Origin of the sequence: Bradyrhizobium sp. (genome assembly GCF_047605465.1) — a bacterium.
In the GTDB taxonomy this organism is placed as follows: Bacteria; Pseudomonadota; Alphaproteobacteria; order Rhizobiales; family Xanthobacteraceae; genus Bradyrhizobium.
On sequence record NZ_JASGFS010000003.1, the window covers coordinates 131,976 to 157,657 of the forward strand.

The 25,682-nt window shown below is 61.8% G+C and carries 26 protein-coding genes; 18 read left to right on the forward strand and 8 right to left on the reverse strand.

The genetic code is table 11. The annotated features are described in order from the left end of the window. Positions 1-87: 87 nt before the first annotated feature. Positions 88-1,659 carry a recombinase family protein gene (locus QM712_RS04360; protein ID WP_415021816.1) on the forward strand — a complete coding sequence of 524 codons (1,572 nt, stop codon included), beginning with the start codon at positions 88-90 and terminating at the stop codon, positions 1,657-1,659. Positions 1,660-1,712: 53 nt separating this feature from the next. Here the strand turns inward: QM712_RS04360 and QM712_RS04365 are convergent, their stop codons facing one another. The 6 genes from QM712_RS04365 to dsbD form a co-directional block, all read right to left on the reverse strand. Beyond that, positions 1,713-2,519 (reverse strand): FkbM family methyltransferase, encoded by an 807-nt coding sequence (locus tag QM712_RS04365; protein WP_415021817.1) that lies wholly within the window; start codon positions 2,517-2,519, stop codon positions 1,713-1,715. Positions 2,520-2,610: 91 nt separating this feature from the next. Further along, on the reverse strand, positions 2,611-3,504 hold the full coding sequence (locus tag QM712_RS04370) for a 3'-5' exonuclease (protein ID WP_415022041.1): 894 nt from the start codon (positions 3,502-3,504) through the stop codon (positions 2,611-2,613). Between the two features lie 607 nt (positions 3,505-4,111). Beyond that, the gene (locus QM712_RS04375) at positions 4,112-4,810 is read right to left on the reverse strand and encodes a L,D-transpeptidase (RefSeq protein WP_415021818.1); all 699 of its coding nucleotides are present in this window, start codon (positions 4,808-4,810) and stop codon (positions 4,112-4,114) included. Further along, positions 4,807-5,487, reverse strand: coding sequence for a thioredoxin domain-containing protein (locus QM712_RS04380; RefSeq protein WP_415021819.1), 681 nt, complete (start codon positions 5,485-5,487; stop codon positions 4,807-4,809). The genes QM712_RS04375 and QM712_RS04380 overlap by 4 nt, the downstream gene beginning before the upstream one ends. Beyond that, a complete protein-coding gene (locus QM712_RS04385; RefSeq protein ID WP_415022042.1) occupies positions 5,459-6,094 on the reverse strand; it encodes a DsbA family protein in 636 nt (211 codons plus the stop codon). The genes QM712_RS04380 and QM712_RS04385 overlap by 29 nt, the downstream gene beginning before the upstream one ends. A 39-nt stretch (positions 6,095-6,133) precedes the next feature. Further along, on the reverse strand, positions 6,134-7,954 hold the full coding sequence (gene dsbD, locus QM712_RS04390) for a protein-disulfide reductase DsbD (protein ID WP_415021820.1): 1,821 nt from the start codon (positions 7,952-7,954) through the stop codon (positions 6,134-6,136). 104 nt (positions 7,955-8,058) lie between these two features. Here dsbD and QM712_RS04395 point away from each other — a divergent pair, with 104 nt between their 5' ends. The 3 genes from QM712_RS04395 to QM712_RS04405 are packed head-to-tail and all read left to right on the forward strand — an operon-like array spanning position 8,059 to position 10,301. Then, the gene (locus QM712_RS04395) at positions 8,059-8,721 is read left to right on the forward strand and encodes a response regulator (RefSeq protein WP_415021821.1); all 663 of its coding nucleotides are present in this window, start codon (positions 8,059-8,061) and stop codon (positions 8,719-8,721) included. Further along, entirely contained in the window at positions 8,718-10,037 is a 1,320-nt protein-coding gene (locus QM712_RS04400) for an ATP-binding protein (RefSeq protein WP_415021822.1), read from the forward strand. Before QM712_RS04395 ends, QM712_RS04400 begins: the two co-directional genes overlap by 4 nt. A gap of 57 nt (positions 10,038-10,094) precedes the next feature. Then, positions 10,095-10,301, forward strand: coding sequence for a GDCCVxC domain-containing (seleno)protein (locus tag QM712_RS04405; RefSeq protein ID WP_415021823.1), 207 nt, complete (start codon positions 10,095-10,097; stop codon positions 10,299-10,301). Positions 10,302-10,345: 44 nt separating this feature from the next. Here QM712_RS04405 and QM712_RS04410 read toward each other — a convergent pair whose 3' ends face one another. Further along, positions 10,346-11,263, reverse strand: a complete 918-nt coding sequence (locus tag QM712_RS04410; protein WP_415021824.1) for an AraC family transcriptional regulator — start codon at positions 11,261-11,263, stop codon at positions 10,346-10,348. On the opposite strand from QM712_RS04410, the gene QM712_RS04415 reads away from it, so the two are divergent. The 6 genes from QM712_RS04415 (at position 11,262) to QM712_RS04440 (ending at position 17,196) form a co-directional block, all read left to right on the forward strand. Next, positions 11,262-12,581 (forward strand): tetratricopeptide repeat protein, encoded by a 1,320-nt coding sequence (locus QM712_RS04415; protein ID WP_415021825.1) that lies wholly within the window; start codon positions 11,262-11,264, stop codon positions 12,579-12,581. The genes QM712_RS04410 and QM712_RS04415 overlap by 2 nt on opposite strands. Positions 12,582-12,596: 15 nt before the next feature. After that, a complete protein-coding gene (locus QM712_RS04420; RefSeq protein WP_415022043.1) occupies positions 12,597-13,808 on the forward strand; it encodes an MFS transporter in 1,212 nt (403 codons plus the stop codon). Between the two features lie 144 nt (positions 13,809-13,952). After that, positions 13,953-15,242, forward strand: coding sequence for a sulfite dehydrogenase (soxC, locus tag QM712_RS04425; protein ID WP_415021826.1), 1,290 nt, complete (start codon positions 13,953-13,955; stop codon positions 15,240-15,242). After that, positions 15,223-15,762 (forward strand): c-type cytochrome, encoded by a 540-nt coding sequence (locus QM712_RS04430; RefSeq protein ID WP_415021827.1) that lies wholly within the window; start codon positions 15,223-15,225, stop codon positions 15,760-15,762. The genes soxC and QM712_RS04430 overlap by 20 nt, the downstream gene beginning before the upstream one ends. A 75-nt stretch (positions 15,763-15,837) precedes the next feature. Continuing rightward, positions 15,838-16,767, forward strand: coding sequence for a transcriptional regulator GcvA (gcvA, locus tag QM712_RS04435; protein WP_415021828.1), 930 nt, complete (start codon positions 15,838-15,840; stop codon positions 16,765-16,767). A 144-nt stretch (positions 16,768-16,911) separates the two neighbouring features. Further along, positions 16,912-17,196: a hypothetical protein gene (locus QM712_RS04440; protein WP_415021829.1), complete on the forward strand. Its 285-nt coding sequence runs from the start codon at positions 16,912-16,914 to the stop codon at positions 17,194-17,196. A gap of 8 nt (positions 17,197-17,204) precedes the next feature. On the opposite strand, the gene QM712_RS04445 is transcribed toward QM712_RS04440, so the two are convergent. Continuing rightward, complete coding sequence (locus tag QM712_RS04445) at positions 17,205-17,726, reverse strand: Lrp/AsnC family transcriptional regulator (protein ID WP_415021830.1); 522 nt, start codon at positions 17,724-17,726, stop codon at positions 17,205-17,207. A 94-nt stretch (positions 17,727-17,820) separates the two neighbouring features. On the opposite strand from QM712_RS04445, the gene megL reads away from it, so the two are divergent. The 8 genes from megL (at position 17,821) to QM712_RS04485 (ending at position 25,668) form a co-directional block, all read left to right on the forward strand. Beyond that, on the forward strand, positions 17,821-19,011 hold the full coding sequence (gene megL / locus QM712_RS04450) for a methionine gamma-lyase (protein WP_415021831.1): 1,191 nt from the start codon (positions 17,821-17,823) through the stop codon (positions 19,009-19,011). A 56-nt stretch (positions 19,012-19,067) separates the two neighbouring features. Further along, positions 19,068-19,862, forward strand: coding sequence for a CoA transferase subunit A (locus QM712_RS04455; protein WP_415021832.1), 795 nt, complete (start codon positions 19,068-19,070; stop codon positions 19,860-19,862). Further along, entirely contained in the window at positions 19,859-20,605 is a 747-nt protein-coding gene (locus QM712_RS04460; protein WP_415021833.1) for a CoA-transferase, read from the forward strand. The genes QM712_RS04455 and QM712_RS04460 overlap by 4 nt, the downstream gene beginning before the upstream one ends. Before the next feature lie 113 nt (positions 20,606-20,718). Further along, a complete protein-coding gene (locus QM712_RS04465) occupies positions 20,719-21,831 on the forward strand; it encodes a flavin monoamine oxidase family protein (protein ID WP_415022044.1) in 1,113 nt (370 codons plus the stop codon). Between the two features lie 58 nt (positions 21,832-21,889). After that, complete coding sequence (locus QM712_RS04470) at positions 21,890-22,930, forward strand: zinc-binding dehydrogenase (RefSeq protein WP_415021834.1); 1,041 nt, start codon at positions 21,890-21,892, stop codon at positions 22,928-22,930. Then, positions 22,917-23,576, forward strand: a complete 660-nt coding sequence (locus QM712_RS04475) for a cupin domain-containing protein (protein ID WP_415021835.1) — start codon at positions 22,917-22,919, stop codon at positions 23,574-23,576. Before QM712_RS04470 ends, QM712_RS04475 begins: the two co-directional genes overlap by 14 nt. A 579-nt stretch (positions 23,577-24,155) precedes the next feature. Further along, a complete protein-coding gene (locus QM712_RS04480; RefSeq protein WP_415021836.1) occupies positions 24,156-24,704 on the forward strand; it encodes a 7-cyano-7-deazaguanine synthase in 549 nt (182 codons plus the stop codon). Then, on the forward strand, positions 24,694-25,668 hold the full coding sequence (locus QM712_RS04485; protein ID WP_415021837.1) for a hypothetical protein: 975 nt from the start codon (positions 24,694-24,696) through the stop codon (positions 25,666-25,668). The genes QM712_RS04480 and QM712_RS04485 overlap by 11 nt, the downstream gene beginning before the upstream one ends. Positions 25,669-25,682 lie beyond the last annotated feature (14 nt).

The following is a 25,682-nucleotide window of genomic DNA, read 5'->3' on the forward strand; positions in this document are numbered from 1 at the left end:
TTGCTCAGCTGGATCACTAGACATGGACCAGCTTGGTTTCCGCGCTGGTTAGGCTAAATTTGGCTTCGCCAACGGCTGGAGCGTTCCATGGGAAATGCGCTCACTGTTCATCATGCCAAGTTGCCCCGGCCTCGGGATCAAACGCGTCGGGCGGCCCAATACATCCGGATGTCGACGGATCGGCAGGAATACTCGGTGGCAAATCAGAAGGCCCTGATTGCGCACTACGCAGCGCAGCATCGGCTGGAGATTGTGCATACGTATCTCGACGAAGGCATTAGCGGGTTGAGGATAAAGAACCGGCTGGGGCTTATCGATCTGCTCAGCGATATTCAATCGGGAAAGGCTGACTTTGCCAATGTTCTGGTGAGGGATGTGAGTCGCTGGGGACGATTTCAAGACACGGACGAGAGCGCATATTACGAGTTCATCTGCAAGCTGGCTGGCGTGAAAGTCATCTATTGCGCCGAAGTGTTCGAAAACGACGGAAGCCCGATGTCGGGTCTCTGGAAGAATGTCAAACGGCTGATGGCGGCCGAAACCAGCCGCGATCAGTCTGCGAAGGTTTTTGCAGGGCAGAGCCGGATCGCGGGTCTCGGTTTCTGGGTGGGTGGACGGCCAGGTTATGCGCTTCGCCGAGAGCTCGTGGACGCGAAAGGCAATTCGAGAGGGCTGCTCGAAGACGGCGAACAGAAGGTGCTGCAGACCCATCGCGTGTTGCTGCGCGCAGGGCCGTCCGATGAAGTGGCGATCGTGCGATGGATCTTTGAAAGCTTCGTGGGCGGGAGAAGGGAGGCGGCCATCGCTCGCGAACTCAATGCGCGTGGTGTTGCCAATCACCGCGGAGTTCAGTGGAACCTGCAGATGATCGGCCGCATCCTTCGGAACGAGAATTATGTCGGCAATACCGTCTACTTTCGAACATCGAACTATCTGCGCGGGCGTCGTGTCGTCAACGGTCGGGCCAAATGGATTCGAGGCGAGGGCGCCCTCGATCGGATCGTGCCGCAGACCGTCTTCGACGAAGCCCAGCGGATCATCGAGCGGAGATCACGGCAACGCAGGATCTCGTCGGAAGAGTTGCTCAAGCGTTTGAGAGTTCTCCACCTGCGACGCGGCGCACTGTCGCGCGCCGTCATCGACGGCGAGAAGGGAATGCCGAAGGCATATGTCTACGAACGGCGCTTTGGGAGTCTGCGCAAGGCTTATGCCTTGATCGGATACATCCCCGATGCCGACTATAGCTATCTGGAGACACGCTGCAGCCGGATCGACCTCATCAAGGGGCTTGCCGCGGAGATCGGCGCCGCCGTGCCGCGGACAAATCCCAGTCTCCTCGCTGAACGGGCAGGCGGCTATCTGGCTGTCGAAAGCGGGGCCTTCATTTCGCTGCGTGTGGTTCGATGTTGGCAGCATTCCCAGCGGCGCTGCCTGGCCTGGACACTGCGCCGCGGCTCAAAGTTTCGCCCAGGACCCGTTGTCCTGGTCAGGTTGGATGCGGAGAACAGGCAGCCGCTGGATTTCATTCTGACGTCCATGACGAGGCTTCCGGAGCGGCCGCTGATCGTCACTGAGGCGGGTGTGCGGCGTAGATTCCGCTCAAGGTTCAAGTGTCCTGGCGATTTGGTCCGTGCCTTGAAGCGGCGGCTGACGTCATGAGCTGCGCCGATGGCCCGCACGGTGGGGCTCACGGGCGACGTCCGGCGCGCGAGCTACCTAGCGTCGCGGGTCTGGCACACAGGGGCAGCGTTGGGTGCCCACGTTGAGGCGGGAGCGACCGAGGCTCGGATCCGCCGATAAAGTACGGAAGGGATCGTCGAACCGATCGCCGACTCCGGGAAGAAGAGAAAGTCTCGATGTCCGCCCAGCCCGAATTTCGCATGCGGAAGCTGCCAGCCGGCCTGATACGGCTGATATTGGCCATCGAGATACATCGTGCCGAGGTAGCCAAGCTGCTCGAAGAAGTTGAACAGCTTATCAGCGTTTTCGGAAAGGCTCTCGAATTGCACCACGGGACGACATGTCTCGATCAGACGCCGAGCCCCATTAAAGGCGTTCAGCTCGAAGCCTTCGACGTCGCATTTGATGAACTTGACATCCCGCAGTTCGAAGTCATCGAGTTTTGCGAGAGGCACTGAGATGGATTCATCGGTTGCTTTCCCGCGCTCCAAGCACAATGACGCGCTTCCGTCGCCAACGTGTTGGCGGGTCAATTGAGCCGAGCCGCGATGATCGGAAAGCGCAGTTTGAACTGTCTCGACATTGTGCAGAGCGAGGCGGCGCTTTCGCTCGGAGATGTAGCGGATCATTTCAGGTTGAGGTTCAAATGCGAGAACCTTGCCGGACGGACCGACCGCCCGCGCGAGCCAAAAGCAGTAGATGCCCTTGTTGGCGCCGATATCGACAACCGTCGCTCCCTCGAGATCGAGGAGCATCAGTGTCTTCAAAGGAAGTTTCTCGGTACGGTAGCGATAACGCAGACACCGCACGAGAAAATGAGCGTCTTCAAAATTGATCAAATGCAACCCCTCGGGAAAGGATACCCCTCAGGTTTCTGGACAGCAACATTCCAGTTTTAGTTGCACTGCAGCATCTGAAGGCGCGTTCCACCTAGCCCCGGACCGAGAAACGATCGAAGGCTGTTAGGGCCTGCAGGCGCGGTTCCACATCGTGAAGATATATCTCGGTCCTGAGAAACGTAATTTCCGCGTCGAGCTGGCTTTCCGCCACGTCGATGAACCAGGACCGGGGCCGACCGTCATGTCCGTCGCTCCATCGATATCCCCGCCGCTTGAGAGCGTCTTTGAGGTCATAGGGCGATTGCTCGGCCCAGACCCGCATCGTCCTCTTGCGAGCCTGTTCGAGCAGCACAGCCAAGGCAGGTGATCCGGTCGGCAGTTCGAACGCGAGGATTTCAAGCAGGGCGTGGCAGTCATCGACGGCTCTGTGGGCCTGGTGAAAATAGCCGGCGCCGTTCAGCAGGTAGCCCAGCCGCGACCCCTCAAATCCATGCTTGCGCCACTCGACCTCCGTTGCAGAGCAACCCCAGGCCTTGCGCTGAAAGATCGGCCAGTAGCGTTCCGCGAACTTGCGATCGAAGCCGCTGTTGTGTGCGATGACGATGACGGCGCCATCGACGAACGTGGTCACGGCCGCATCTTCGATCCTGTGGCCGGCCACCATGTCATCGGTAATGCCGGTGAGCGCCGTCACTTCCGCAGGAATCGGGACGCTCGGCTGGCTGAACGCGGCGAACGTCTCGCGGACGCCCACAATGCGGCCATCCGGCAAGTAATCGAACTTGACCATGCCGAGTTCGATAATCTCGTCCTTGGCGTGATCGAGGCCGGTCGTCTCGGTGTCCAGCAGGATCCCGACCTTCGTTTCCGTATCAAGAGCCCGAAGGGACGGCTGTCGCGGCACGAGCCGTCGCAACACCCGGAAGTCCGGCGATCGGTCCAGGGCTTCCGCCATGGCGGAGAGGTCCTGCGGCATTTGAAGCATGGAGGCTCGATAAGTTGGATCCGGTTCAGCCGGTGTCGCATAATCCAGCACCGCGAGGTAGCCGGGATTCATACGATTCACGGCGTTTTCGGGGCGATGGTGGTCCGGTTCGAGCGACAGCCGTATCGACGAGCCGTTGTGTTTTCCTCCATGATCTCAACCGGACGCTCGGGCACTTTGCTCGAGTCTGGCTGCGGGAGCAAACGGAGCGGCGATGTTGCGCCAAATTCTCAAATGGTTCTTTCGCAATCGCGAAACAGGCGCCATCACGATCGCTCAGTGGCCAAACCTGATCCTGTGGATCGTGATTGCAGCGGCTATCCTGCGTCGGCTTTGGCCCTCGGCAGGGAAGGCCGGAGTCGTCCTCACCGTAGCTGTTAAAGGTGGGCTTCTCGTCTGGGCCGCAGACGAGACATTCAGAGGCGCGAACCCATGGCGACGCTGTCTCGGCACCGCCGTGGCTGTGTACGTGATCGCGACCCTTCTGCCATAACGACGGAGGATGATCCCGTGGCGATCTGTCCTATGCGATCGATGCTCCGAGAGATGAGTGCGAGTGTGAGCGAAGGAACGTCGGATGACTTGGTCACGCGCTCTTCCGCTCCGATCATCTCGTTGTCTCAGTTGGACCCTCACCATCGCCCGCGGGCAACACAACGACCTTCGCTCCCTTCGGCACGCGTCGATACAGATCGATTACGTCTTGATTCATCATTCTGATGCATCCGGACGACATAGCCTGACCGATGGACCAAGGTTCGTTCGTGCCGTGGATCCGGTAGAGGGTGTCTCTACCGTTCCTGAACAGGTATAGCGCGCGCGCGCCGAGCGGATTCGAGGCGCCGCCATCCATTCCCTTCTGCCACCTCTTGTATTTGCCTGGCTCGCGCGCGATCATGGCGGGCGTCGGCGTCCAGTACGGCCACTCGCGCTTCATCGCGACGTCTGCGGTGCCGGACCAGGCCGCTCCGGCCTTGCCAACGCCAACGCCGTAGCGGAGTGCCTTGCCGCCTTCCTGGACCAAGTAAAGGAAGCGGTTCTTCGGGTCGACCACGACCGTACCCGGCGGCTCGCCGGTCGGGTCGTCAACGAGCTGGCGCATGTATTGCTGCTTGAGATCTCCAGAGGGGACTGCCGGCACCGTGAAGCCGCTATCGGAGACTGCGGCATACCTCGCGTCCGTCGAGCGGGTGTAAGAAGACGCCATCGCGGTCGGCATCATACCGGTATCGGTGACGCAACCGCCGAGCGTGGCCGCCGCGAGCATCGTGGCCGCGAGCAATGGTCCGCGCTTGGCCACGTTCATGACGCGCCCTCCGGCGCCGACTGTCGCCGTGCATTGGCGATCGCGGCGCTAAATCCACCAAAGTCCAGCGTGTTGTAGAGGCGGCGTCCGATCAGATAGCTCGGCGTGCCCTTGAGCTCTAGCTTGCGCGCCTGTGCGTCGTTGCGGGCGAGAAGCGCGTCGATCTCGGCGGCGTGGGCATGAAGATCGTCCAGCAGACGGTCCGAGTCGACGTCTGCGGCCCGGATGGCCGCGAGCATCTGCTCCTGTGGAATTCTTACGCCGGGGACCGACATCAGCGCTTCGTGGACGGCGTCGTAGCGGTCTTGATACCTAGCCGCGAGCGCCAGCCGCGCGCCGTAAAGCGAGGCGTCCGTCAGGATCGGCCAGTCCTTGCGGACGATCCCGACCTTGCCGTCCTCGCGAACAAGCCGCTTCAGATCGCTTTCCGCCGCCTTGCAGAACGGGCAATTGTAATCCGAGAAGGACGCCAGAACGACGTCACGATCGGGCCCTCCCGTGAGCGGCGCGTCCGGATCGCGCAGGATGGCGTCGATGTCGACGTCCTCAGCAATTGCCTCACCGGACTGTCTCGACATCATTTTCGGCAGCACGACCATACCGGCAGCCAGAACAAGAAAGACTCTCCGCTCCATGCGCGGTTGCTCCTTACTTCTTTGCCGCGCGGGCGCGGGCATCGGCGGCGACGCGCTTGAAGCCGTCGTAGTTCAACGCCGAAGTCACCCGGTAATCGCCGACGATGTAGGCCGGCGTGCCCTGCAACCCGAGCGAATCCGCCTGAGCGAGATTACGGCGTAGAAGCTTGGTAATCTCGTCGCCGTGAGCCTGCAGATCGGCGTCGAGACGGTCCATGTCGACGCCGGACTTGGCAATCGCCTCGCGCATACGTTCGGCGGGAATCCTGGGACCCGGTATACCCATCATCGCGAAGTGGGCGTGGTCGTAGCGGTCCTGGTACTTGGCCGCCAGCGCCCACTGCGCGCCCTTGATCGAGTCCGGCGTCAGGATGGGCCAATCCTTGTAAACCAGACGGATCTTGCCGTCGGCCTTGACCAATTTCTCGAGGGCCGGCTCCGACTGCTTGCAGTATGGACAATTGTAGTCAAAGAACACGACGATCGTGAGATCGCCCTTGGGATTGCCGCTCGAAGGTGTCGCGGGATCGCGGAGGATCATCTCCTTGGACACATCCGTCTCGGTCGGACCATCGTCCGCGCGCGACGGTGCGATGACGTACTGGGCGGCGGCCAGGGCAAGCACCTGGGTGACGGAGCGGCGGGTCAATTTCTTGATCATGATGATTTCCTTTGGTTCGATCGAGGTTCAGTCGGCAGATGCGACGATCGATAGCTTGGCGAGGAGCGCGTCGGCATCGACGGCGCCGACGATCTTTGTGACAGGATCCGCGTCCCCTTGGGCGCCGAACAGCAGGATCGTGGGAGGTCCTACGATCTCGAAGCGCTGCATCAGGGCGCGGCTCGCATCGTTGACCGCGGTCACGTCCGCGCGGACCATTCTGAAGTCCTGCAGCCGTTCGCGGACGGCGGGGTTTCGCAGCACCGCGTCCATTGCCCGGCACTCAACGCACCACTCGGCAGAGAAATCGAGCATGACAGGCCTGTTGTCGCGCCGCGCGGCGGCGAGCTCACCCTCGAGCGCCTGGATCGAACGCACTGTCCTGACGTCGCCATCCGTCGTGGATTCTAGCGGTACGAAGCGGGCAAGGATGCGTGTCGCGTTGAGACTATCGTCGCCTGCCGATCCAATCAGGAGCAGCGAACCGACCAGCAGGGCGACGGTCGCAAGGCCCATTGGGACCAACCTCCATCGCGTATGTCCCGTCAGGAACTGGGTGCCGAAGTAGACGGCGACGCCCGTGGCCAGCGCGCCCCAGAGCTGCAGAGCGGTCTGTTGCGACAACACGCGCGAGACGATGGAAATCGAGACGCCAAGCAGGGCGAAGCCGAAGACGTGCCGGACCCGAACGAGCCAGGGGCCAGGCTTCGGGAGAAAGCGTGGTCCGAGCGCGCCGAACACCAGCAGCGGTAGGCCGAGACCTACGCCGAACGAAAACAGAGATGCCATGCCGCGACCCATGTTGCCGGTTCGCGCGACGTAGATGAGCGCGCTCGCGAGAGGCGGTGTCACGCAGGGGCCGGCGATCAGCGCGGACGCAAAGCCGAGAATCGCGGCCGCCGTAAGCGGGCCCCGACCTCCGCTCGATGCCGCCCCGGTCACCCGAGTGACGAAGGCCGTCGGCAACTGGATCTCGAACAGGCCGAACATGGACACCGCGAGCAGGACCAGAACAGCGCTCATGAGCCCAAGCGCGATCGGCGTCTGCAGCAGAATTTGCAGGTTCTCTCCGGAGCCGGACCAGCCGGCGAAGGCGCCGAGTGACGAATAAGCCGATGCGGATGCGACGACGAACACCGCCGCCAGGCCGAGGCCGCGACTGAGCGACATTTGCTGCGAGCCCGCCATCAGGCCGAAGAAGATCGGAACCATCGGCAGCGTGCACGGCGACAGCGAGAGCAACGCGCCGAAGCCGAAGAACGATGCCAGCATGCCGCCCAAGGTCACCCAGTAGGAGAGATCCCAGTGAGCTGCCTCGCCCTTCGAGACGCCGTCCCCGGGGCCGCCGGCGGCGTCCTGAGGAGCATCCATGAACGACGGAGGGGATCCGGAGCGTGCCATCCCGGCATCGTCACGGTCCCGGATCGCCAGGGTTTGCAGGTCGAGCGTCTTGAAGACCGGCGGGTAGCAGATCTGGTACTGTTCCGCGCAGCCTTGGTAAGTCAGCACGATCTCTTGCAGGCCCTTCAAGTCGGCCTCAGTGATCAGGGCCTTCGCGGTCCTGCGGTAGACTTCCTGTGGCCCGAAGTCCGGGTCATCTTTGGGTTCGCCCTGTTCCGTGCGGACCGCAACGGCGGCTCCAGGCGGCAGCGCGTTCTTGGCGCCGATCATCGCCCGGTAGAGATAGCTGCCGCCAACGATAGACCAGACAAGCTGCAGACCCGAGCCGTCGCGGGAGACCTTTAGGCGGAAGGCCTGGTCGACGGAAGGCGGCATGCCTGCGCTCACAGCCGTAAGGGTCGACAACAGAACCAGAAAAGCGATGGGTAGTCGTTGAAAGCCCAGCATTTTGCACGGCGCTCCTGTGTTTTGTGAGCGGATGCCGCGACTTGGATGGGCTACCTTAAGCCAGCCTTAAGGCAGGCGGCCGAGAGGAGCCGTCGGAGGTAAAGATGCGCATTCTCGTGGTCGAAGATGACCCGATCCTGTCCGACGGCCTGCGGGCCGGGCTTTCGCTGTCAGGCGCGACCGTTGATGCGGTCTCGACGTGTGGGGACGCCGACGCTGCGTTGGCGGCATCGCGCTATTCGGCCGTTGTGCTCGACATCATGCTGCCGGACGGGAGCGGTCTAGATGTGCTGCGGAAGCTCCGGTGCCGCAACGATGGGACGCCGGTGCTTCTCCTCACCGCACGCGACAGCGTTGGAGACAAGGTTTCTGGCCTGGATTCTGGCGCGGATGACTATCTCGCTAAGCCGTTCGATCTTGACGAACTCGCCGCGCGCCTGCGCGCTATCGTTCGACGGGAAGGCGGCCGCGCGGCGCCGACGCTGACGTTCGGTACCATCGTGCTATCGCCGGCGGATCTTTCGGCGACTGTCGCCGGCGAGCCCGTTAACCTTTCCCGCCGCGAGTTCGCGATTCTCTCCGCGTTGATGGAGCGTCCGGAGCAGGTCCGCTCGCGCTCCGAGCTTGAGGAACGCTTGTACGGCTGGCAGGAGGATGTCGAAAGCAACGCGGTCGAGGTACACATCCACAATCTCCGCAACAAGATCGGCAAGGACGCGATCCAGACGCTGCGGGGCGTTGGATATCGCATGGGAGCTGCCCGATGAAGTCCCTGAGGCTTAGACTTTTCGCGATCCTCATCGCGGCGACCGGAATCGTCTGGTTGGCGGGGGTGGTTTGGATCTTCGCCGGGAGCCGCGCCGAGGTAGAGCAGGTACTCGACACGCGCCTGCAGGAAGCGGCGCGCATGGTGGCTTCACTCGCATCGGGCTTCGAGAGCCTGCCTGGAAAGTCTGCGCCTGCAGCCATCGCTCAACTAGGCAGCTATGAGCGCCAACTGTCATGTCAGATCTGGTCGCTCGATGGTCGCATGGTCGCGAAGTCGAGCGGAGCGCCAGATCAGCAGCTTTCGTCCACGGCCGACGGATTCTCCGATCGGACGATCGACGGTGAGACTTGGCGCGTCTTCACCGTCGAAGATGCCAGCCACAATCTCCGAGTTATGGTGGGCGACAGGCTGTCGCTGCGCGAACGGCTGGTTGCCGATCTCATCAAGGGTCTGATGTTGCCGGCGCTGTTGATTGCACCGCTGCTCGGTGCCGCGATCTGGGCGAGCGTAGGCCAGGGCCTACGCCCTCTGCGGCGTATGGCGCAGGATCTCGGGGCGCGCGAACCGGACGACATGCGGCACGTCGAGACTGATCGGGAGCCTGTCGAGGTCCGACCTTTGGCTATGGCCCTCAACGGTCTGCTCACTCGCGTTGAGGCCGCCCGCCGGCACGAGCGCGAAGTGACAGCCTTCGCCGCGCATGAACTGCGGACGCCGCTGGCTGGTCTAAAGACTCAAGCCCAAGTGGCGCTTGCCGCCGAAGATCCGAAGGTGGTACGAGGCGCGCTTGAACAGATCGTTGCCGCAGTGGACAGAAGCACTCGGCTTGTTCGCCAACTGCTCACCATAGCGAAGCTCGATGCCGACTTGGCGGATGCGCCGCGCAGCCGCGTGGAAGTGGGGCCACTTCTATCCGAGATCGTTGAGGGAACACCGAAGAATGCGGGGACGATCGTTACGATCGAGGCAAGTGCTCGCGACTTGGTGGTCGACACGAACGCCGACTGTCTCCAGCTGGCATTACGCAATCTTCACGAAAACGCGGTCCAACACACGCGCGAAGGCCACATAGTCTGGACGGCCCATTCTAATCGGCTATTAGTTGAGGACGAGGGGCCGGGGATTGCCCCGGATGAAATCGATAAGCTTGGCAATCGCTTCTTCCGGGGCCGCTCGAGGAGTCCAATTGGCAGCGGTCTGGGACTGGCGATCGTCAAGCTGGCGCTGGCGAAGATCGGCGCGGAATTCACGATCTCGAACCGGACGGGCCGCAGCGGGGCAAAGTCTGAGCTGACGTTTCCAGTCCGTACCTAGTCGTTTTGGACGGGCGCGACCAAGCGCTTTGATCCGCCTCGGGCCGAAAGATTATACATGAAAGTGCAATCGATTCTAACTTGTCCTGTGTGCCGCCATCAGGCGACTGAGACTATGCCGATCGATGCATGTCAGTTTTTCTACGATTTCACGGAGCGCGGCACCCGACTTAAGCCAAAGCCGGGCGACTGCTGTGTGTTCTGCTCTTATGGAAGCGTACCCTGTCCACCGGTCCAAGAAAACAGACCGGGATGCTGCGGCTAAGGGCAGCCAGATATTTACGCCCTACGGTCGTTGTCCACCGAGAATTATTGCGAGGTATCCGACTTCCGAATGTATGCGTGAGGACTGGATCCCATTTCAGTTCGGAAGGCGAAGATGAACGCCGACGCGGAGCCGTATCCGAGTTGCAGGGCCGTCTCGGTTATTCCAGTCCCCCTTCTTAGCAGCTCGATCGAGCGAAGCAGCCGTACCTGCCGCCTCCAAGATCTAAGGCTCAGACCCATCTCCGCTTCGAACTGTCGCGTGAGCGTTCGGGACGACGTGCCAAGCGCCTTGGCCCAATCATCCAATCCGCGTTCGTCGGCGGGATCGACATAGAGGGTCTCGCAAAGACGTAACAGGCGCTCGCTGCGCGGCCACGGCAATCCAGCAGTCAGGGCCGGGGCTCTGGCGAGTTGGTCGAGAATGAGCGTCGTGACGCGGTCCGTGTATCCATCGCTGTCCTTCCGCGCCTCTATGGCGGCAGCCTCGACAATCAATTGTTTCAACAGCGGTGAGACGGCCAGCACCGTCGGAGCCATGGGAAGACCTCGTCCGGAATCGACGGAGATCCACAGGCTGCGGAATTCAGCACCGAGCAGCGAGCCGACCCGGTGGCGGATGCCGCTCGGCAACCAAACCGCTTGTTCAGGCGAGATGACGAAAGACCGGTTCTCGGCGATCGCCATGAGCATTCCGTCGACGGCATAGACGACCTGATGCCAGTCGTGCGCGTGCTCGGGGAATTCGTGCCGCGGTGGAATGGATTGGGCCCGCATCGTGATCGGTCGCGGGGGAAGCGCGTCCGGCGGGGCTGATATCGCAGTCCAGGACATACCGTCTCCGATTGGCGTATATTCTACAGAAATTGGCAAAGCGTCGAAAGACAGCCTCATATCGCTCTGGTAGCGGTCGAAATCAAGAGGCTGCCAGTCGGCGGCCTGACCGCTGCAGGAGGCGAGCATGGCCGAGGTCGACAGTCGCGGCCTTCCGATTTCGACGAACTCGACGCAAGCGGCGGCGGGTTACCGCACGGGCGTTGACCTTCTCCTGTCGGCTTGGCCGGGCGCGGGGGAGGCGCTGCGGCAGGCTATCGATCTGGATCCGGAATTCGCCCTAGCGCACGCCGCTCTCGCGCGTTTGCAGGCGATCCATGGCCAGTCCGCAGATGCCCGTGCGAGTATCGCCAGAGCGCAGGAGATCGTTGTTCGAAGCCGCTCACCGCGAGAGATCAGTCATGTGCAGACCCTCTCGCTTGCTGTCACCGGGCAAGCGGCCAAGGCTTTGGAGAGCGCGCTCGCGCATCTCGACCAATGGCCCCGCGATGTCCTGATCCTCTCGTTGCCGCTGGGCGCCTTCGGTCTATTTGCTTTCTCGGGAATGGCGGATCACGATCAGGCGCGGGTCGATCTGTGCGAGAAGGTCGCGGATCGATACGACGCGGACGATTGGTGGTTCCTGACCTACCGCGGATGGTCCCATGCCGAAAATGGTGCGGTCACGAAGGGCCGGGACCTGGCGCAGCGCGGGCTCGACCGCCGGCGCGCCAACGCCAATGCGGCTCATGCTGTCGCGCACGCCATGTTCGAGCAGGGCGCGGCGCAGGAAGCAGAGACGCTGATCGAAGCCTGGCTGCCGGAATACGACCGGGCGGGCATGCTGCACGGGCACCTGTCTTGGCACGCCGCATTGTCTGCTCTGGAGCGCGACGATCCGCAGCATGCCCTGGCGATCTATTCGAAGCATGTGCGCCCTTCAGTCTCGCTGGGACTCCCAATCAACGTCGTGAGCGATGCTGTTTCACTGCTGTGGCGGCTGCAGGCGTATGGCCATTCAGTCCCGACCAGCCTGTGGGACGAAGCCGAACAGTACGCTGGCTCCAGGTATGCGAACCCCGGGCTTGCGTTCGTCGAGGTCCACATGGGTCTGCTATCAGCCGCAACCGGTCGGCAGGTGGCCGCGATCGATCGCATCGATGCGAACTCGCGTCGCGTTGTGGACGGCGCGCTTCCTGCCGGCCCCGTCGTCGCCGCAGTGGGTTCGGCGGCGCTCGCGTTTGCTAATGCCGACTACGCCGAGTGCACGAGGATTCTAGAACCGATGACGGGAGACTTCGCTCGGGTCGGTGGAAGCGGCGCTCAGCGAGAAATTCTCGAGGACATGCTGCTGCTGGCGCTGATGCGGAGCGGCCAATCACCCAAGGCGCGAGACCTGCTTGATCGCCGTCTGCATCGACGTCCTTCGCAGCGCGACACGCGCTGGAGCCACCAAATCGAGGTCTGAATGTCCCAAGTCGTGATGGAAGATTTGGCGGACGCCGCGCCGACGACACGGTTCGAACGTTCCAACGTGATCAGATTGGCGATCGCACAGGCGCTGGCCGGCGCGAACTCGACCGTCATCTATGCCACCGGCGCGGTGATCGGAGACATGCTGGCGCCGACAAAGGCGCTCGCGACACTTCCGATCTCGATCTTCGTCGTCGGAATGGCCGCTTGTACGTTGCCGGCTGGTGCGATCGCCCAGCGGCACGGTCGCCGGGCGGCCTTCATGATCGGAACCGGCTGCGGCGTCGTGGGCGGTCTGATTGGAACGCTGGCTGTGCTGCAGGCCTCGTTCTGGCTGTTCTGTCTCGCAACGTTCTTCGGCGGCGTCTATGCCGCAGTCGTGCTTTCCTTTCGCTTTGCCGCGGCCGACTGCGCCGTGCCTGAACGGCGACCGCGGGCGCTGTCGGCCGTTATGGCGGGAGGGGTGTTCGCCGGCGTGATCGGGCCGCAGCTCGTCACCTACACGATGGACCTCTGGCAGCCGTACCTGTTCGCCGCGACTTATCTCGGGCAAGCCGCTGTTGCTGCAATCTCCCTGTTCGTTCTTGCCGGCGTGCGCTTGCCGGTGCCGACGGCAGCAGATGCCGGTAAGGGGCGTCCCTTGGCAATCATTGCGCGGCAGCCGCGGTTCATCGGCGCGGTCGTGTGCGGCGTGGTTTCGTACCTTCTGATGAATTTCCTCATGACGGCTGCGCCGCTCGCGATGAAGTTCTGCAACCTACCTCAGCAATCCGCGAACCTCGGCCTGCAGTGGCACGTCATCGCCATGTACGGGCCGAGCTTCTGGACCGGGCGTCTGATCACCCGGTTCGGCGCATCGAAGGTGGTTGCGACAGGGCTGCTGCTGACCGCTGCCTCGTCCGCGGTCGGACTCCTCGGCATCCAGGTCGCACACTTCTGGGCGACGCTGATTCTATTGGGCGTCGGCTGGAATTTCGGCTTCGTTGGTGCTTCCGCGATGGTTCTCGAATGCCACAGGCCGGAAGAGAAGGCTCGAGTCCAGTCGCTCAACGACTTCGTCGTGTTCGGAACGATGACCTTTGGCTCCTTTCTCTCGGGTGGGCTGCTCTCGGCCTACGGCTGGGACACCGTGCTCTGGCTCTCGTTTCCGCCTCTGCTGTTTGCTGTGGCCGCGCTCTTCGTGGCGTCGCCTGTGCGATCCGGAGAAGGCGCGGCGGCCTGACGCCGGGACGTCGATTGGTTTGGATTTTCGCCGGCGGACCATTCTTACGCCTGCGACCCCGAAACAGGCATGGGGCGCGTCGGATCGACGGATCCGCTGCGGCAAGCTTGGCCATCCTGTGAAACATGTTCGCAAGGAGTAAGCATGAAGAGTAGATCGCGCGTCGAGACGACGAAGTCGTCGACGCGAAGACAGTTTCTGGCCGCCGGTTCGCTCGCGGTAGGAGGAGCAGCAGCGCTGGTCGCATCCGGCGAGGCTTTGGCGGCCGAACCGGCTGCCGGCGCAGAAAACCTGCCACCGAACGTCCCGGAATGGATGAAGCAGCCCGGTGCCGACACCGGCAGTGAGCCCTACGGGCAGCCCTCGAAGTTCGAGAAGGGCATCGTCCGCGTGCTGCGCAAGGATATCGAGCAGCAGACCTCGTCGCAGAGCCAGACGCCGCTTCAGGACATCGACGGCATCATCGTCCCCAATGGTCTCTTCTACGAGCGCCACCACGGCGGCATTCCCGAGATCGATCCCGCGCAGCATCGTCTGATGATCCATGGCCTGGTTGAGCGGCCGACCATTTTCACGATGGACGACATCAAGCGGTATCCGTCGGAGAGCCGCATCCACTTCCTGGAATGCTCCGGCAATCCGCCCTACACGAAGATCTCGGCGAAGACCGCAGGTGAGCTGGTGGGATTGGCGAGCTGCTGCGAATGGACCGGCGTTCCGCTGAAGACCGTGCTCGAGGACATCGGGCTGAAGCCTGAGGCCAAATGGGTCATCGCCGAGGGCGCGGACGCTGCCGCGCTCACGCGCAGCATTCCGATCGAGAAGTGCCTTGAGGACGCGATGCTGGTTTACAGCCAGAACGGCGAGCGGTTGCGTCCGGCACAAGGCTATCCGTTGCGCGTGCTGCTCCCGGGCTTCGAGGGCAACATGAACGTCAAATGGCTTCGACGTCTTCATGTGACCAATGAGCCGATCTATTCGCGCGAGGAAACGTCGCGCTACACCGATCTCATGCCGGACGGGACCGCGCGGAAGTTCACGTTCATGATGGAGGCGAAGTCGATCATCACGCGCCCGTCGGGTACCCACAAGATCCAGCCCGGTTTCAACGAAATCACGGGTCTGGCGTGGACGGGGCGGGGCAAGGTCGCGAAAGTCGACGTCTCGACGGACGGCGGCAAGACATGGCAGGCGGCAAGATTGCAGGAACCCGTTCTCACGCGCGCGTTCACGCGCTTCCGACTTGCGTGGACCTGGGATGGCAAGCCGACGACAATCATCAGCCGCGTGACCGACGAGTCCGGCTACGTGCAGCCAAGCTTCGAGCAACTGAGGGACGTTCGTGGCGTAAACGGCCAGTACCACAACAACGCGACCTGGCCGTGGAAGGTCGCCGAGAGCGGGGAGGTCACCAATGCCCATGCCAAGGCTTAGTCTCGTTGGTGCGGCCGTCGTCCTGATTGCCACGACGACGTTCAGTTATGGTCAGTCGAAGTTCGGCTTCGGCAAGAAGGCGACTGACGCGGAAATAGCGGGTTGGAGCATCGACGTCGACAGGGACGGCAAATATCTCCCACCCGGGCACGGCACGGTGAGCCAGGGCCGCGAGCTGTTCGAGAACCAATGCTCCGCTTGTCACGGAGAGAAGGGCGAGGGCGGCATCGGCGACAAGCTGGTCGGCGGAAAGGGCACGCTGGCGACGGCGAAGCCCGTCAAGACCGTCGGCAGCTACTGGCCATACGCTCCGACGCTGTTCGACTACATCCGTCGAGCCATGCCTCTGAATGCGCCGGAGTCGCTCACGAACGACGAGGTGTACGCCTTGTCCGGCTACATCTTGAATATGAACGGCATCGTGCCGGCAGATGCGACGATGGATGCGAAGTCGCTGAGTGCGGTCAAGATGCCGAACCGCGACGGCTTCGTCGATGATCCGAGACCTGACGTGAAATGATCGCGACGACCGAAGCGGGAGGCGGCAGACATGTCTGCGTCACGCTTCGGTCTCGCCCACAAGCGAAGCAATCGCATGAAGTCGCCGGTTCATCTCAATGCGTTGCGGGCCTTCGAGGCAAGCGCACGGCACGGCAGCTTCTCCGGAGCGGCAGAGGAGCTGCACGTCACCGCTGCCGCGGTCGGGCAACTCGTCCGGACCCTCGAAGAGTGGCTCGGTGCCCCCCTCTTCAATCGTGCCATCACCGGGCGCTCCCGCCTGATCGCGACCGAGACGGCGCTGCGGGCGTTGCCAGACATCAAAGCCGGGCTGGATCGCCTCAGTCTTGGTCTGGAGACGCTGAAGGTCGGCGGCATCCGCGCGACCCTGACCGTGACTGTCAGCCCGGCCTTCGCCGCCAAGTGGCTTCTGCCGCGCATCCATCGATTTCAGGCGCGAAGTCCCGACATGGACGTTCGTCTCGATACCAATCTCAAGCTTTCCGACTTCGTTGCGCAAGGCATCGATGTCGGTGTCCGATACGGCGCCGGCGACTGGCCCGGCCTCGCGGCGGAGAAGCTGATGGACGAAGAGGTCTATCCAGTCTGCTCCCCCGACCTGGCAAAAGGCTTCGGTAGCCCGCGGGACCTCCTGGGGGAAACGCTGATCCACGATCTGTCGGTCGATCGGCACGCAGGGTTTATCACGTGGGATCAGTGGCTCGCCAGGGCCGGCGCGGCAGACGTGAGCGCGTCGAAGCGCGGACTCCACATCAACAATTCTGCGGCCGTGTTGCAGGCGGCAATGGAGGGGCAGGGCGTCGCTCTCGCCAGAAGCATCATGGCGCGTGACGACATCGCGTCGGGGCGCCTCGTCCGCCTGTTCCCGGGGAACACGCTGCCATCATCGCTTTCCTATTACGTGGTCTATCGTCCCGAGAGCGCCGCGTTGCCGCGACTGCTCGCGTTTCGCGATTGGCTCTTTGAGGAGGCGTCTGCGAACGTCGTAGACGAGCGAGAAGAGTGATGCAGCCGATCCCGCGCAAGTTTTCCTTCGCCGGATCCCAAGATCTTCGCGTTTGTGAAAGTGCACCGGGCGTCTCAACGTCTTCCCATGACACGCGGTATCGGACCTGCCGCTGCGTCGCTGTCTCGAAACAGGAAGGGAAAAATGATGGCCTATCTGGAAATCACGTTGAAGGTCGAAGAGCACAATCGGGCCAAAGCCGCCGAGGTCTACGGTCGCTTCAAGGATCCATTCCTCAAGAAAGTATCCGGTGCCAGGTCGAAGGAGCTGCTGGTGCGCGACGAGGACGTCCAAGTTCTCCACGGGTTCGACACGGTGGAGAATGCCGTGGCCTATACCAAGAGCCAGTTATTCCAGGACGACGTCGTCGTTGCCTTGAAGCCTTTGCTTGCGGCAGTTCCGGAGATCCGGTTCTACCAGGTCGCGTGACCGCGTGTTCAGGCGTCCGGTCGACGGCCGGGCGCCTGCTCGCTGCCTGGCGAAAGGGGAAGTGGCCCCGACGAACGGTACGTCCGCATGGCGAAGCTCGTCCGGATGTCCCGCAATTCGGGCAGCGACAGCAAACGGTTCAACACCGTCGCTTCGTAGGTCACCATGTCGCGCACGACGACCTCGATGAGGAAATCGATGTCGCCGGAGACCAGATGGCAGGCGATCACTTCGGGCATCGCCAGCAGCAACCTGATGAAGTTCTCCTTGCCTTCGGCCGAATGACGCCCGACGCGAATCCCGGCGAATACAGTCAAGCCAAGCCCGACCGAAGAACGATTCACGATCGTGCGGTAGCCTTCGATCGCGCCCGTCTCTTCCAGCAGTCTGACCCTCCGCGAGCACGGAGAAGGGGAAAGGCCGACCCGCTCGGCGAGCACGTTGTTCGGCAAACGGGCATCGGCCTGCAGCTCTCGGAGAATCTTGAGATCAATTGCATCGAAATTGGCGGTATTGGCAGGAATGGTCATGAGATGCCCGTGTGACGCGATTTCGTGCCAAAATCTCAATCCGACGTGCTTGTCTTTGGCAAGTACGAATCCGCACGGCGAGTATGCTGGCGGCATGAAAAACTTCGAATTGGGTTTCTCCACCCGGGCGATCCATGAAGGGTACGACCCGCTCGACTATCACGGGGCATTGAACCCGCCTGTGTTTCTGACGTCGACCTATGCGTTCGAACGCTCCGAGACGGGCAGCGAGCGGTTCGCCGGCGCAGCGGATGGCTACATCTACGGCCGGGTCGGCAACCCGACCGTCGCCGTTCTGGAGAAGCGAATGGCTTCGCTGGAGGGCGGCGAGGCCGCCTTGGCCACATCGTCCGGTATGGGGGCCCTGACCTCCGTACTCTGGAGCTTGCTGAAGGCCGGTGATGAGATCGTGGCCGACAAGACCCTGTATGGCTGCACATTCTCGCTGCTCCATCATCAACTCGCACGCTTCGGCATCAAGACGAAATTCGTTGATCTGACCGATCCTGCCAATCTATCGGACGCACTCACGTCGCGGTGCCGGATGGTCATCGCGGAGACACCCTCCAATCCGAACATGCGGCTGGTCGATATCGCCGCGCTCGCTGAAGTCTGCAGAAGGAGGAACGTGCTTCTTCTGATCGACAACACGTTCTGTACGCCCTATCTGCAGAAGCCGCTCGCGCTCGGTGCCGACATCGTGGTTCATTCGGCGACCAAGTACCTCGGCGGGCACGGTGATCTGCTTGCTGGCATTGTTGTCTCGCGAAAGGAACTGATCGATCAATTCCGCTACATCGGGATCAAGGAGATGAACGGCGCCTGCATCTCCGCTTTCGATGCGTTTCTCGTCCTCAGAGGGCTGAAGACGCTCAGCATCCGAATGGATCGACATGGCGAGAACGCCTCCAAACTGGCGCATGCGCTTGCAGCGCACCCCGCGGTAGATGTGGTCTATTTCCCTGGGTTGACGTCTCATCCGCAACATCAACTCGCGCTGCGCCAAATGAAGAACATGGGCGGCATGATTGCCCTTGAGCTCAGAGGCGGGCTTGGTGCCGGCCGCGCCTTCATGGACAATGTCGGGCTCGCAACCCGAGCAGTCAGCCTTGGTGACGCCGAGACCCTGATCCAGCATCCGGCAAGCATGACTCACGCGACCTACTCGCCGGAGGAACGAGCCGCGCATGGATTCACCGATGGTCTGATCCGGATTTCGGTCGGCCTCGAGGACTACGACGATCTGCGGGACGATCTTTTGGGATCGCTCGATCGCTTGAAATGACAATGCGCCCGGCGATCGATCGGGCCTGACACGGGAGTGGGACGATGACTGAATTCGTGTCGCCGGAAGCGATGGCCGCGATGATACCGTCGGGCGTCAAACTCGGCCTGGCCCCGGATGGTTCGGGATCCTGTCCCGCGATGATCCGGCTCTTGATCGAGCGCGGCGTCCGCGACCTTCACGTCGTCTGCGCGCCCATCGGTGGCATGCAGATCGACATGCTGATCGGCGCCGGCGCGGTCTCCGTGCTCGAGACCAGCGCGGTAAGCCTGGGCGAAGCAGGCGGGGCGCCATGCTTCACCCGTGCGGTCCGCAACGGCGACATTCGCGTGCTCGATGCCACATGCCCGGCTGTGTTTGCTGGTCTGAGCGCGGCGGAGAAGGGCGTTCCGTTCATGCCCATTCGCGGCATCATCGGCAGTGACGTTCTTGAAAACCATCCGAACTGGAAGGTCACGACCAACCCGTTCGACGAGTCTGAGAAGATCGTGGTGGTCTCGGCCATCCAGCCGGACATCACGCTGATCCATGCGCCTGAGGCTGATCGCTTGGGCAACGTTCGCCTAGGCCGGCGCCGCGAGGTCATGCTTCTCGCGCACGCCTCGAAAAAGACCTTCGTCACCGTCGAGTGCATCTCCGAGACCTCGCTGCTTGACGACGAGAAGCTCGCTGCCGGCGTGCTCCCGGCGATGTACGTGTCCGCTGTCGCCGAATACAAAAATGCGGCCTGGCCGACCGGCCTTTACGCCGAGTACGAACTCGACGCCCGCGAGGTCGAAGCCTACGCCCGCGCGGCGCGCACCCCAGAGGGATTCCAGGCCTACATCACCGGCACCAGGAGCGCGGCGTGAGGACCAAGTGCACAAACCGCGAGCTGTTGATCTACACGATCTCTCGCCTTCTTGACGGGGTGCAGCATGTTGCTGTCGGTATGTCGTCGCCGATGCCGGCAGCCGGTGCGATGCTGTTGCGGGCCCTGAACAGGAAGCAGGGGCTCGGCGATGTGCAGGTGTCTATCCTCGGCTCGGTCAAGCACAACTCCTTCACCAGCGGATCCGAAGAGCTGTTCGATTGCGCGGCTCAGGGCCGCATCGGCGCGTTCTTCCTGGGCGGTGGCCAGATCGACGGCAAAGGCAACGTGAATCTGGTTGGCGCCGGAGGCTATCCGAACTCGCCCGTCAGATGGCCCGGATCTTACGGCTCAGCCTATCTGTATTTCCTGGTTCCGCGGGTGATCCTCTTTCGCGAAGAGCACAGCCCGCGCGTGCTGGTCGATCAGGTCGATTTCATCTCTGCACCAGGGTCAACCGAAGAGGGGATCTATCGGCGAGGCGGCCCGCATGCCCTGCTGACGAATGCTGCACTGTTCAGCTTTCAGCGGGATACCGGTCGCTTCCGGCTCGAGAGCGTGCATCCGGGCCGCGGCGCGGCCGACATCCGCGAGATTACCGGCTTCTCCTTCGACAATGACGCTTGCGAGATCGAGACCCCCGGACCCGACGCCGAGACCCTGGCGCTGATGAGAGGCCAGATCAGGACCGAACTCGCCGAGACCTATCCGCAATTTGCGGCATCTCTGCCCGAGGCCGCCTGAAGGCGTCGGACGTGCGCCAAAGATTTTCTTTGGCGGCCGCCAAGATCATCCCGTTTGAAGGAGCGCCCGAGGGCGAGCATGTTCCACGGGTGACCACTTTTCGAGATTCTGTCGTGTCGAATTCCGATCGTCCAGTCATCATCGTCGGGGGAGGCGTCGCCGGCTTGACCGCGGCGCTGCGGATCCACCGTGCGGGTATCGCTTTCCGACTGCTGGAAGCGCGATCTCGGTTGGGCGGTCGTGTCTGGTCGGTGGACGAGACCGGTAACGCCTCGCACGACGGGTTCGATCTCGGGCCCTCTTGGTTCTGGCCTGAGATGCAGCCGGCATTCGGTAGGCTGATCGACGATTTCGGGCTCACCAGATTTGCGCAGCATGACGAAGGTGACGTCGTCCTTCAGCGCATGCCGAACGGGCCGCCGCAGCGCTACGGCGGATTGACCCAGGCGCCGCCGTCGATGCGGCTCGCGGGCGGCACAGCTTCCGTTGTGTCTGCACTCTCCGATGCGCTTCCGGGAGGCGGTATCGAACTCGGCGCCCGCGCAACGGGCGCAAGGCTTGACGGTGAGGACGTCGAGCTTTCTTTCGTGGACGCCGCGGGCGCAGTTCAGATCTGCCGTGCCGCCCTTGTCGTTTTCGCGCTTCCGCCACGGCTCCTCGAGGCGACCGTCGCATTCTCACCTGCAATCGACCCCGCGTCGGCAAGTCGCTGGCGGGCGACGCCGACATGGATGGCTCCTCATGCGAAGTTTTTCGCAGTCTATGATCGGCCGTTCTGGCGAGAGCAGGGGTTGTCGGGCACGGCGCAGAGCATGGTCGGTCCGCTCGTTGAAATACACGATGCCACGATAGCCAGCGGGAAAGCGGCCCTCTTCGGCTTCCTCGGCATCTCCGCGGAGGATCGCATTGCAGTGGGAGAGTCCGCGATCGTATCGGCGTGTGTCCGGCAACTGGCGAACTTGTTTGGTCCCGAGGCGGCAAAGCCGCGCGCGACGCTCTTCAAGGATTGGGCGGCCGACCCACTGACGGCGACGGGAGGGGACAGGATCGCGACCGGCCATCCGATGTCCGATCGGCGCCCTTGGGTTGGTCAGGAGTGGCGGGATCACGTCGTGCTGGCGGGCAGCGAGACGAGTGTGAGAGACCCCGGTTATCTCGCCGGTGCCGTCGACGCGGCGGAGCGCGCCGCGGCATTCGTGATCTCGCGCTTGCAAAAGCCTGCATAGCGCAATCCGCTGTCGTCGGCAACGAGCGGCTAAAACGAAACTATCGGAGGCAACGGAAATGAGGCGCTCCCATCGCGTCGCGCAGGTCTCGAAGCCCGGCGAACTCGAAATCGCCGAGCGTGAGACTCCGTCACCCGGCCCGGGAGAAGTTCTGATCGCGGTCGAGGCCTGCGGGATCTGCGGTGCCGATGCAGGCGATATCGACCGCGCTGATCCTAAGATGCGCCCCGCTCGCGTGCCCGGGCACGAGGTCGTCGGCAGCATTGTGGCCCTCGGTGCCGGCGTGCCGTCGATCTGGAAGATTGGCCAGAGGGCGGGAATCGGAAGGCTCGGCGGGCACTGCAACGACTGCGCCCAGTGTCGCCGCGGCGAGTTTCAGCTCTGCATGAATCAGGCATTCGTCGGATCGACGTGCGACGGCGGCTACGCCGAAATGATGATCGCCCGTGCTACTGGGCTGGTCTCGATTCCCGGCGAGCTGAAATCGGAGGAGGCGGCCCCTCTTCTCTGCGCAGGCATCGCGACCTTCAATGCGATGAAGAAATGTGGTGCGGAAGCCGGCGACACCGTCGTCGTGCACGGCATCGGCGGACTGGGCCACCTCGCACTTCAGTACGCGAGGCGGATGGGGTTCCGTGTCGTCGCCGTGGGGCGCGGGAGTGATATTGCGGACGATGCTGCGTTGCTGGGCGCCCATGTCTACATCGATTCAAAAAAGGAAGACCCTGTCACGCGGTTGCAAAGCCTCGGTGGTGCCAAGGCCATCATCACAACCATCGGCGACGTCCAAGCTGTTGCCGCGCTGATGGGCGCACTCTCGCCGCAGGGAAGGCTTGTCCTCTTGGGAGCCGGAAAGGATCCTTTGCCGGTCTCCGCAGGACACCTCGTCGTCGGCGAACGCAGCGTCCTTGGATCGATCACCGGCACGCCCTTTGAGAACGAGAAGACGTTGGATTTCTGCGTGCTCGCCGGAGTGCGGCCTCGCATTGAAGTCATGCCGCTCGAAAAGGCGTGCGAGGCGGTTGCGCGGATGAGGTCCGGCCAGGCGAATTTCAGGATGGTGCTCACCATGAAGGAGGGAAGCCATGCGCATCAATGACGATCTGACCATCCCCGTGATCATCCAAGCCTCGGAGCTTCCATGGGTGGCGAGCCCAGCTGCCGGAGTGGACCGACGCATGCTGTTCCGAGTCGGCGACGAGCTCGCGCGCGCCACTTCGATCGTGCGTTACGCACCTCGCAGTGCGTTCCCCCGGCACACCCACGGTGGCGGCGAGGAGATAGTCGTTCTGGAAGGCGTCTTCCAAGACGAGCACGGCGACTATCCCGCCGGTAGCTACTTTCGCAATCCGCCTGGCACATCGCACGTTCCGGCATCTCTTGAGGGCTGCACGATCTTCGTGCGGCTCTGGCAGTTCCGGCAAGGCGACGATCAGCAGATCGTCTGGCGTCCTTCCGGAGCTGAGGCAATATCGGGCACGATTGAACTCTTTGATGACGGGTCGGAAAACGTAAGAATCGAAACCCTCGCTGCAGGCACCGCGACGACGATCGGAAACCGACGCGGACTTGAGGCACTCCTTCTCGACGGTGATTTGACGATCGGTGATCGGATACTAGCGACGCAAGGCTGGATACGCTTGCCGGCTGGTGACGCGTTGCGAGCGGTCGCTGGCCCGCAAGGAGCCAAGCTCTGGCTGAGGGACGGAGCATTAATCCATCCTGACGTCCTCCAGATGCCTTGATCTCGATCAGCTAATTCAGGTCGCTGCCGTTGCGGGATCCTGTTCTTCGGTCTCGATACTGAATGCAATGTCGCTCCGATCGTCACCGTCTTCATACATGGACGATGGTCGGGGCTCCCAATGTTGAGCGAAACTCGCTTGTCGCGCAGTCGATCAGCGATCTTGGTCGTAGTGCGAATTCGGAATTAGCGAGAAAAGGAGCCTGCGCGCTGGGGCATCAAAACTTCAGAGAAGCCAGCTCTGTGTGGTACTTAGGACCGACATTTCAAGAAAAGTAATGTTCCTAGCGGGATGGAAGGTGCTGCCAAACAGGATTGAACTGTGACTGCTGGCGGCCTTCATACTGAAACTATTGAGGATTTTTGCCTCGCCGTTCTCGTTTGTGTATCAGTGCTGAGAGCAGTTGTCACTGCTGATCTGGGGTAGCGCCGAGTGCAAGCCGCCCCCCAATGCTCCGCTCGGGCTTGCTTCGATACCCCGCGGCGGTGCCGAACCCGGACCAAAGGATGATGAGTGGGGCCATTTGCCTTATCGGAACCCTACGATAGAAATGTCAACTTCAAGTCGAGCGATTTGTCCATGCACGCTTCTGTCCTGTTTAGCGGTGGAATTGATTCAACCTCCTGTGTCCATTTCTTCAAGAAGGGAGGACACGAGGTACGCGGCATTTTCGTCGACTTCGGACAGGCGGCGGCGCGGCGCGAGGAGGCGGCTGTTGATGTTCTGAGTGGGAAGCTCTCAATCCCGGTAGTCAAGCTTAGGGCGTCCTCGCCGACCAAGTTTGGCGCGGGAGAGCTTGTCGGTCGCAACCTATTTTTGATCGCAAGTGCGCTTCTGTTGGGGAGGTGTCACGATGGGCTGTTGGCGTTTGGGATTCATTCTGGGACCAACTACTACGACTGCTCTCGCTCCTTTTTGTCTCGTGTTGAAGTGCTGGCACAGGAGTGCTCCGACGGGCGCGTGTCCGTCGTTGCCCCCTTCGTCGATTGGTCGAAGGACGACATCTTTAGTTATTTCAAGGCGGCAGCGTTGCCGCTCAATGATACTTACAGCTGCGAAGCAGGTGCCGTCCCGACGTGCGGTATCTGCGCTTCGTGCAGAGATCGTGTGAGGCTCGATGCTGGCTAGTCGTCGATTTCTTCGAATAGGCAACGCGCCGTCAATAAAGACCCCGCTTTTGCTGCCGTCCTTTTCAAGCAAGGGCTTTCCCAACGTCGCCAAAATTTTGCAGACGATGGAGGAGTATATTTCGGACGAAGTCCTCGTCAGCGCCTACGACATCTACAACAATCACATAAAGCCACCATTTGATTTTGCGTCAGCTATCTTTTTGGATAGCGGTGGCTACGAGGCATCCAAGGAGACTGAGCTATCTGACACCTACGAGAGGGAGTATTCTGGAAAGGAGTGGTCTCTCGACAAGCATCAACAGGTCCTGGCCGAATGGAAGTCCAATTCGCCGACGGTTTGTGTCAGCTATGACCATCCTAATGATCGCGTGCCAACAGCACAGCAAATTGAACGAGCAAAGGCGATGGTATTGCCGCCGGGAAACAGCGCTCGTGCGTTGCTGATAAAGCCCGAGAGTGAGGCTTCAAAGCGTCTGCACTTAGAGAACATACTCCCGACCGTGAAGCAAATGACGGGGTTTGCGGTGGTGGGTGTCACAGAAAAGGAAATTGGTAATTCCACGTTGAATCGAATGATCAATGTCGCAAAGCTTAGGAAGGAATTGGACGCGCATCATCCCGGCCTCCCAATTCACGTCTTCGGCAGTCTCGATACTATTTCGACATTCTTATATTTCTTGGCGGGGGCGGACATTTTCGACGGCCTGACGTGGCTCCGCTATGCCTTTTCCAATGGCGATACCGTGTACCGGCATCACTTTGGAGCGCTCTCGCTGCCAATTACGACCAACTCTGACATCGTCGAAGGTCGGTGCTGGACGAACAACTACCAGTCCATGCAAGAGATGAGGCTCAGCATGATCAAGTTCGCTGCCGATGGCCGCTTCGATCATTTTGGTAAGCATCATGAGAGTTTGAAGAAGGCCTATGACGCAATGATTGCCGAGTTGGGAGGAGCCTAATATGGGGGGTGGTG

Bases quoted from the DNA above. Each gene is read 5' to 3' on its own strand.
- QM712_RS04360 (WP_415021816.1), top strand. From the start codon at position 88: ATGGGAAATGCGCTCACTGTTCATCATGCCAAGTTGCCCCGGCCTCGG.
- QM712_RS04370 (WP_415022041.1), bottom strand. From the start codon at position 3,504: ATGCTTCAAATGCCGCAGGACCTCTCCGCCATGGCGGAAGCCCTGGAC.
- QM712_RS04375 (WP_415021818.1), bottom strand. From the start codon at position 4,810: ATGAACGTGGCCAAGCGCGGACCATTGCTCGCGGCCACGATGCTCGCG.
- QM712_RS04380 (WP_415021819.1), bottom strand. From the start codon at position 5,487: ATGCCCGCGCCCGCGCGGCAAAGAAGTAAGGAGCAACCGCGCATGGAG.
- dsbD (WP_415021820.1), bottom strand. From the start codon at position 7,954: ATGCTGGGCTTTCAACGACTACCCATCGCTTTTCTGGTTCTGTTGTCG.
- QM712_RS04395 (WP_415021821.1), top strand. From the start codon at position 8,059: ATGCGCATTCTCGTGGTCGAAGATGACCCGATCCTGTCCGACGGCCTG.
- QM712_RS04400 (WP_415021822.1), top strand. From the start codon at position 8,718: ATGAAGTCCCTGAGGCTTAGACTTTTCGCGATCCTCATCGCGGCGACC.
- QM712_RS04405 (WP_415021823.1), top strand. From the start codon at position 10,095: ATGAAAGTGCAATCGATTCTAACTTGTCCTGTGTGCCGCCATCAGGCG.
- QM712_RS04415 (WP_415021825.1), top strand. From the start codon at position 11,262: ATGGCCGAGGTCGACAGTCGCGGCCTTCCGATTTCGACGAACTCGACG.
- QM712_RS04410 (WP_415021824.1), bottom strand. From the start codon at position 11,263: ATGCTCGCCTCCTGCAGCGGTCAGGCCGCCGACTGGCAGCCTCTTGAT.
- QM712_RS04420 (WP_415022043.1), top strand. From the start codon at position 12,597: ATGGAAGATTTGGCGGACGCCGCGCCGACGACACGGTTCGAACGTTCC.
- soxC (WP_415021826.1), top strand. From the start codon at position 13,953: ATGAAGAGTAGATCGCGCGTCGAGACGACGAAGTCGTCGACGCGAAGA.
- QM712_RS04430 (WP_415021827.1), top strand. From the start codon at position 15,223: ATGCCCATGCCAAGGCTTAGTCTCGTTGGTGCGGCCGTCGTCCTGATT.
- gcvA (WP_415021828.1), top strand. From the start codon at position 15,838: ATGAAGTCGCCGGTTCATCTCAATGCGTTGCGGGCCTTCGAGGCAAGC.
- QM712_RS04440 (WP_415021829.1), top strand. From the start codon at position 16,912: ATGATGGCCTATCTGGAAATCACGTTGAAGGTCGAAGAGCACAATCGG.
- QM712_RS04445 (WP_415021830.1), bottom strand. From the start codon at position 17,726: ATGACCATTCCTGCCAATACCGCCAATTTCGATGCAATTGATCTCAAG.
- megL (WP_415021831.1), top strand. From the start codon at position 17,821: ATGAAAAACTTCGAATTGGGTTTCTCCACCCGGGCGATCCATGAAGGG.
- QM712_RS04470 (WP_415021834.1), top strand. From the start codon at position 21,890: ATGAGGCGCTCCCATCGCGTCGCGCAGGTCTCGAAGCCCGGCGAACTC.
- QM712_RS04475 (WP_415021835.1), top strand. From the start codon at position 22,917: ATGCGCATCAATGACGATCTGACCATCCCCGTGATCATCCAAGCCTCG.
- QM712_RS04480 (WP_415021836.1), top strand. From the start codon at position 24,156: ATGCACGCTTCTGTCCTGTTTAGCGGTGGAATTGATTCAACCTCCTGT.
- QM712_RS04485 (WP_415021837.1), top strand. From the start codon at position 24,694: ATGCTGGCTAGTCGTCGATTTCTTCGAATAGGCAACGCGCCGTCAATA.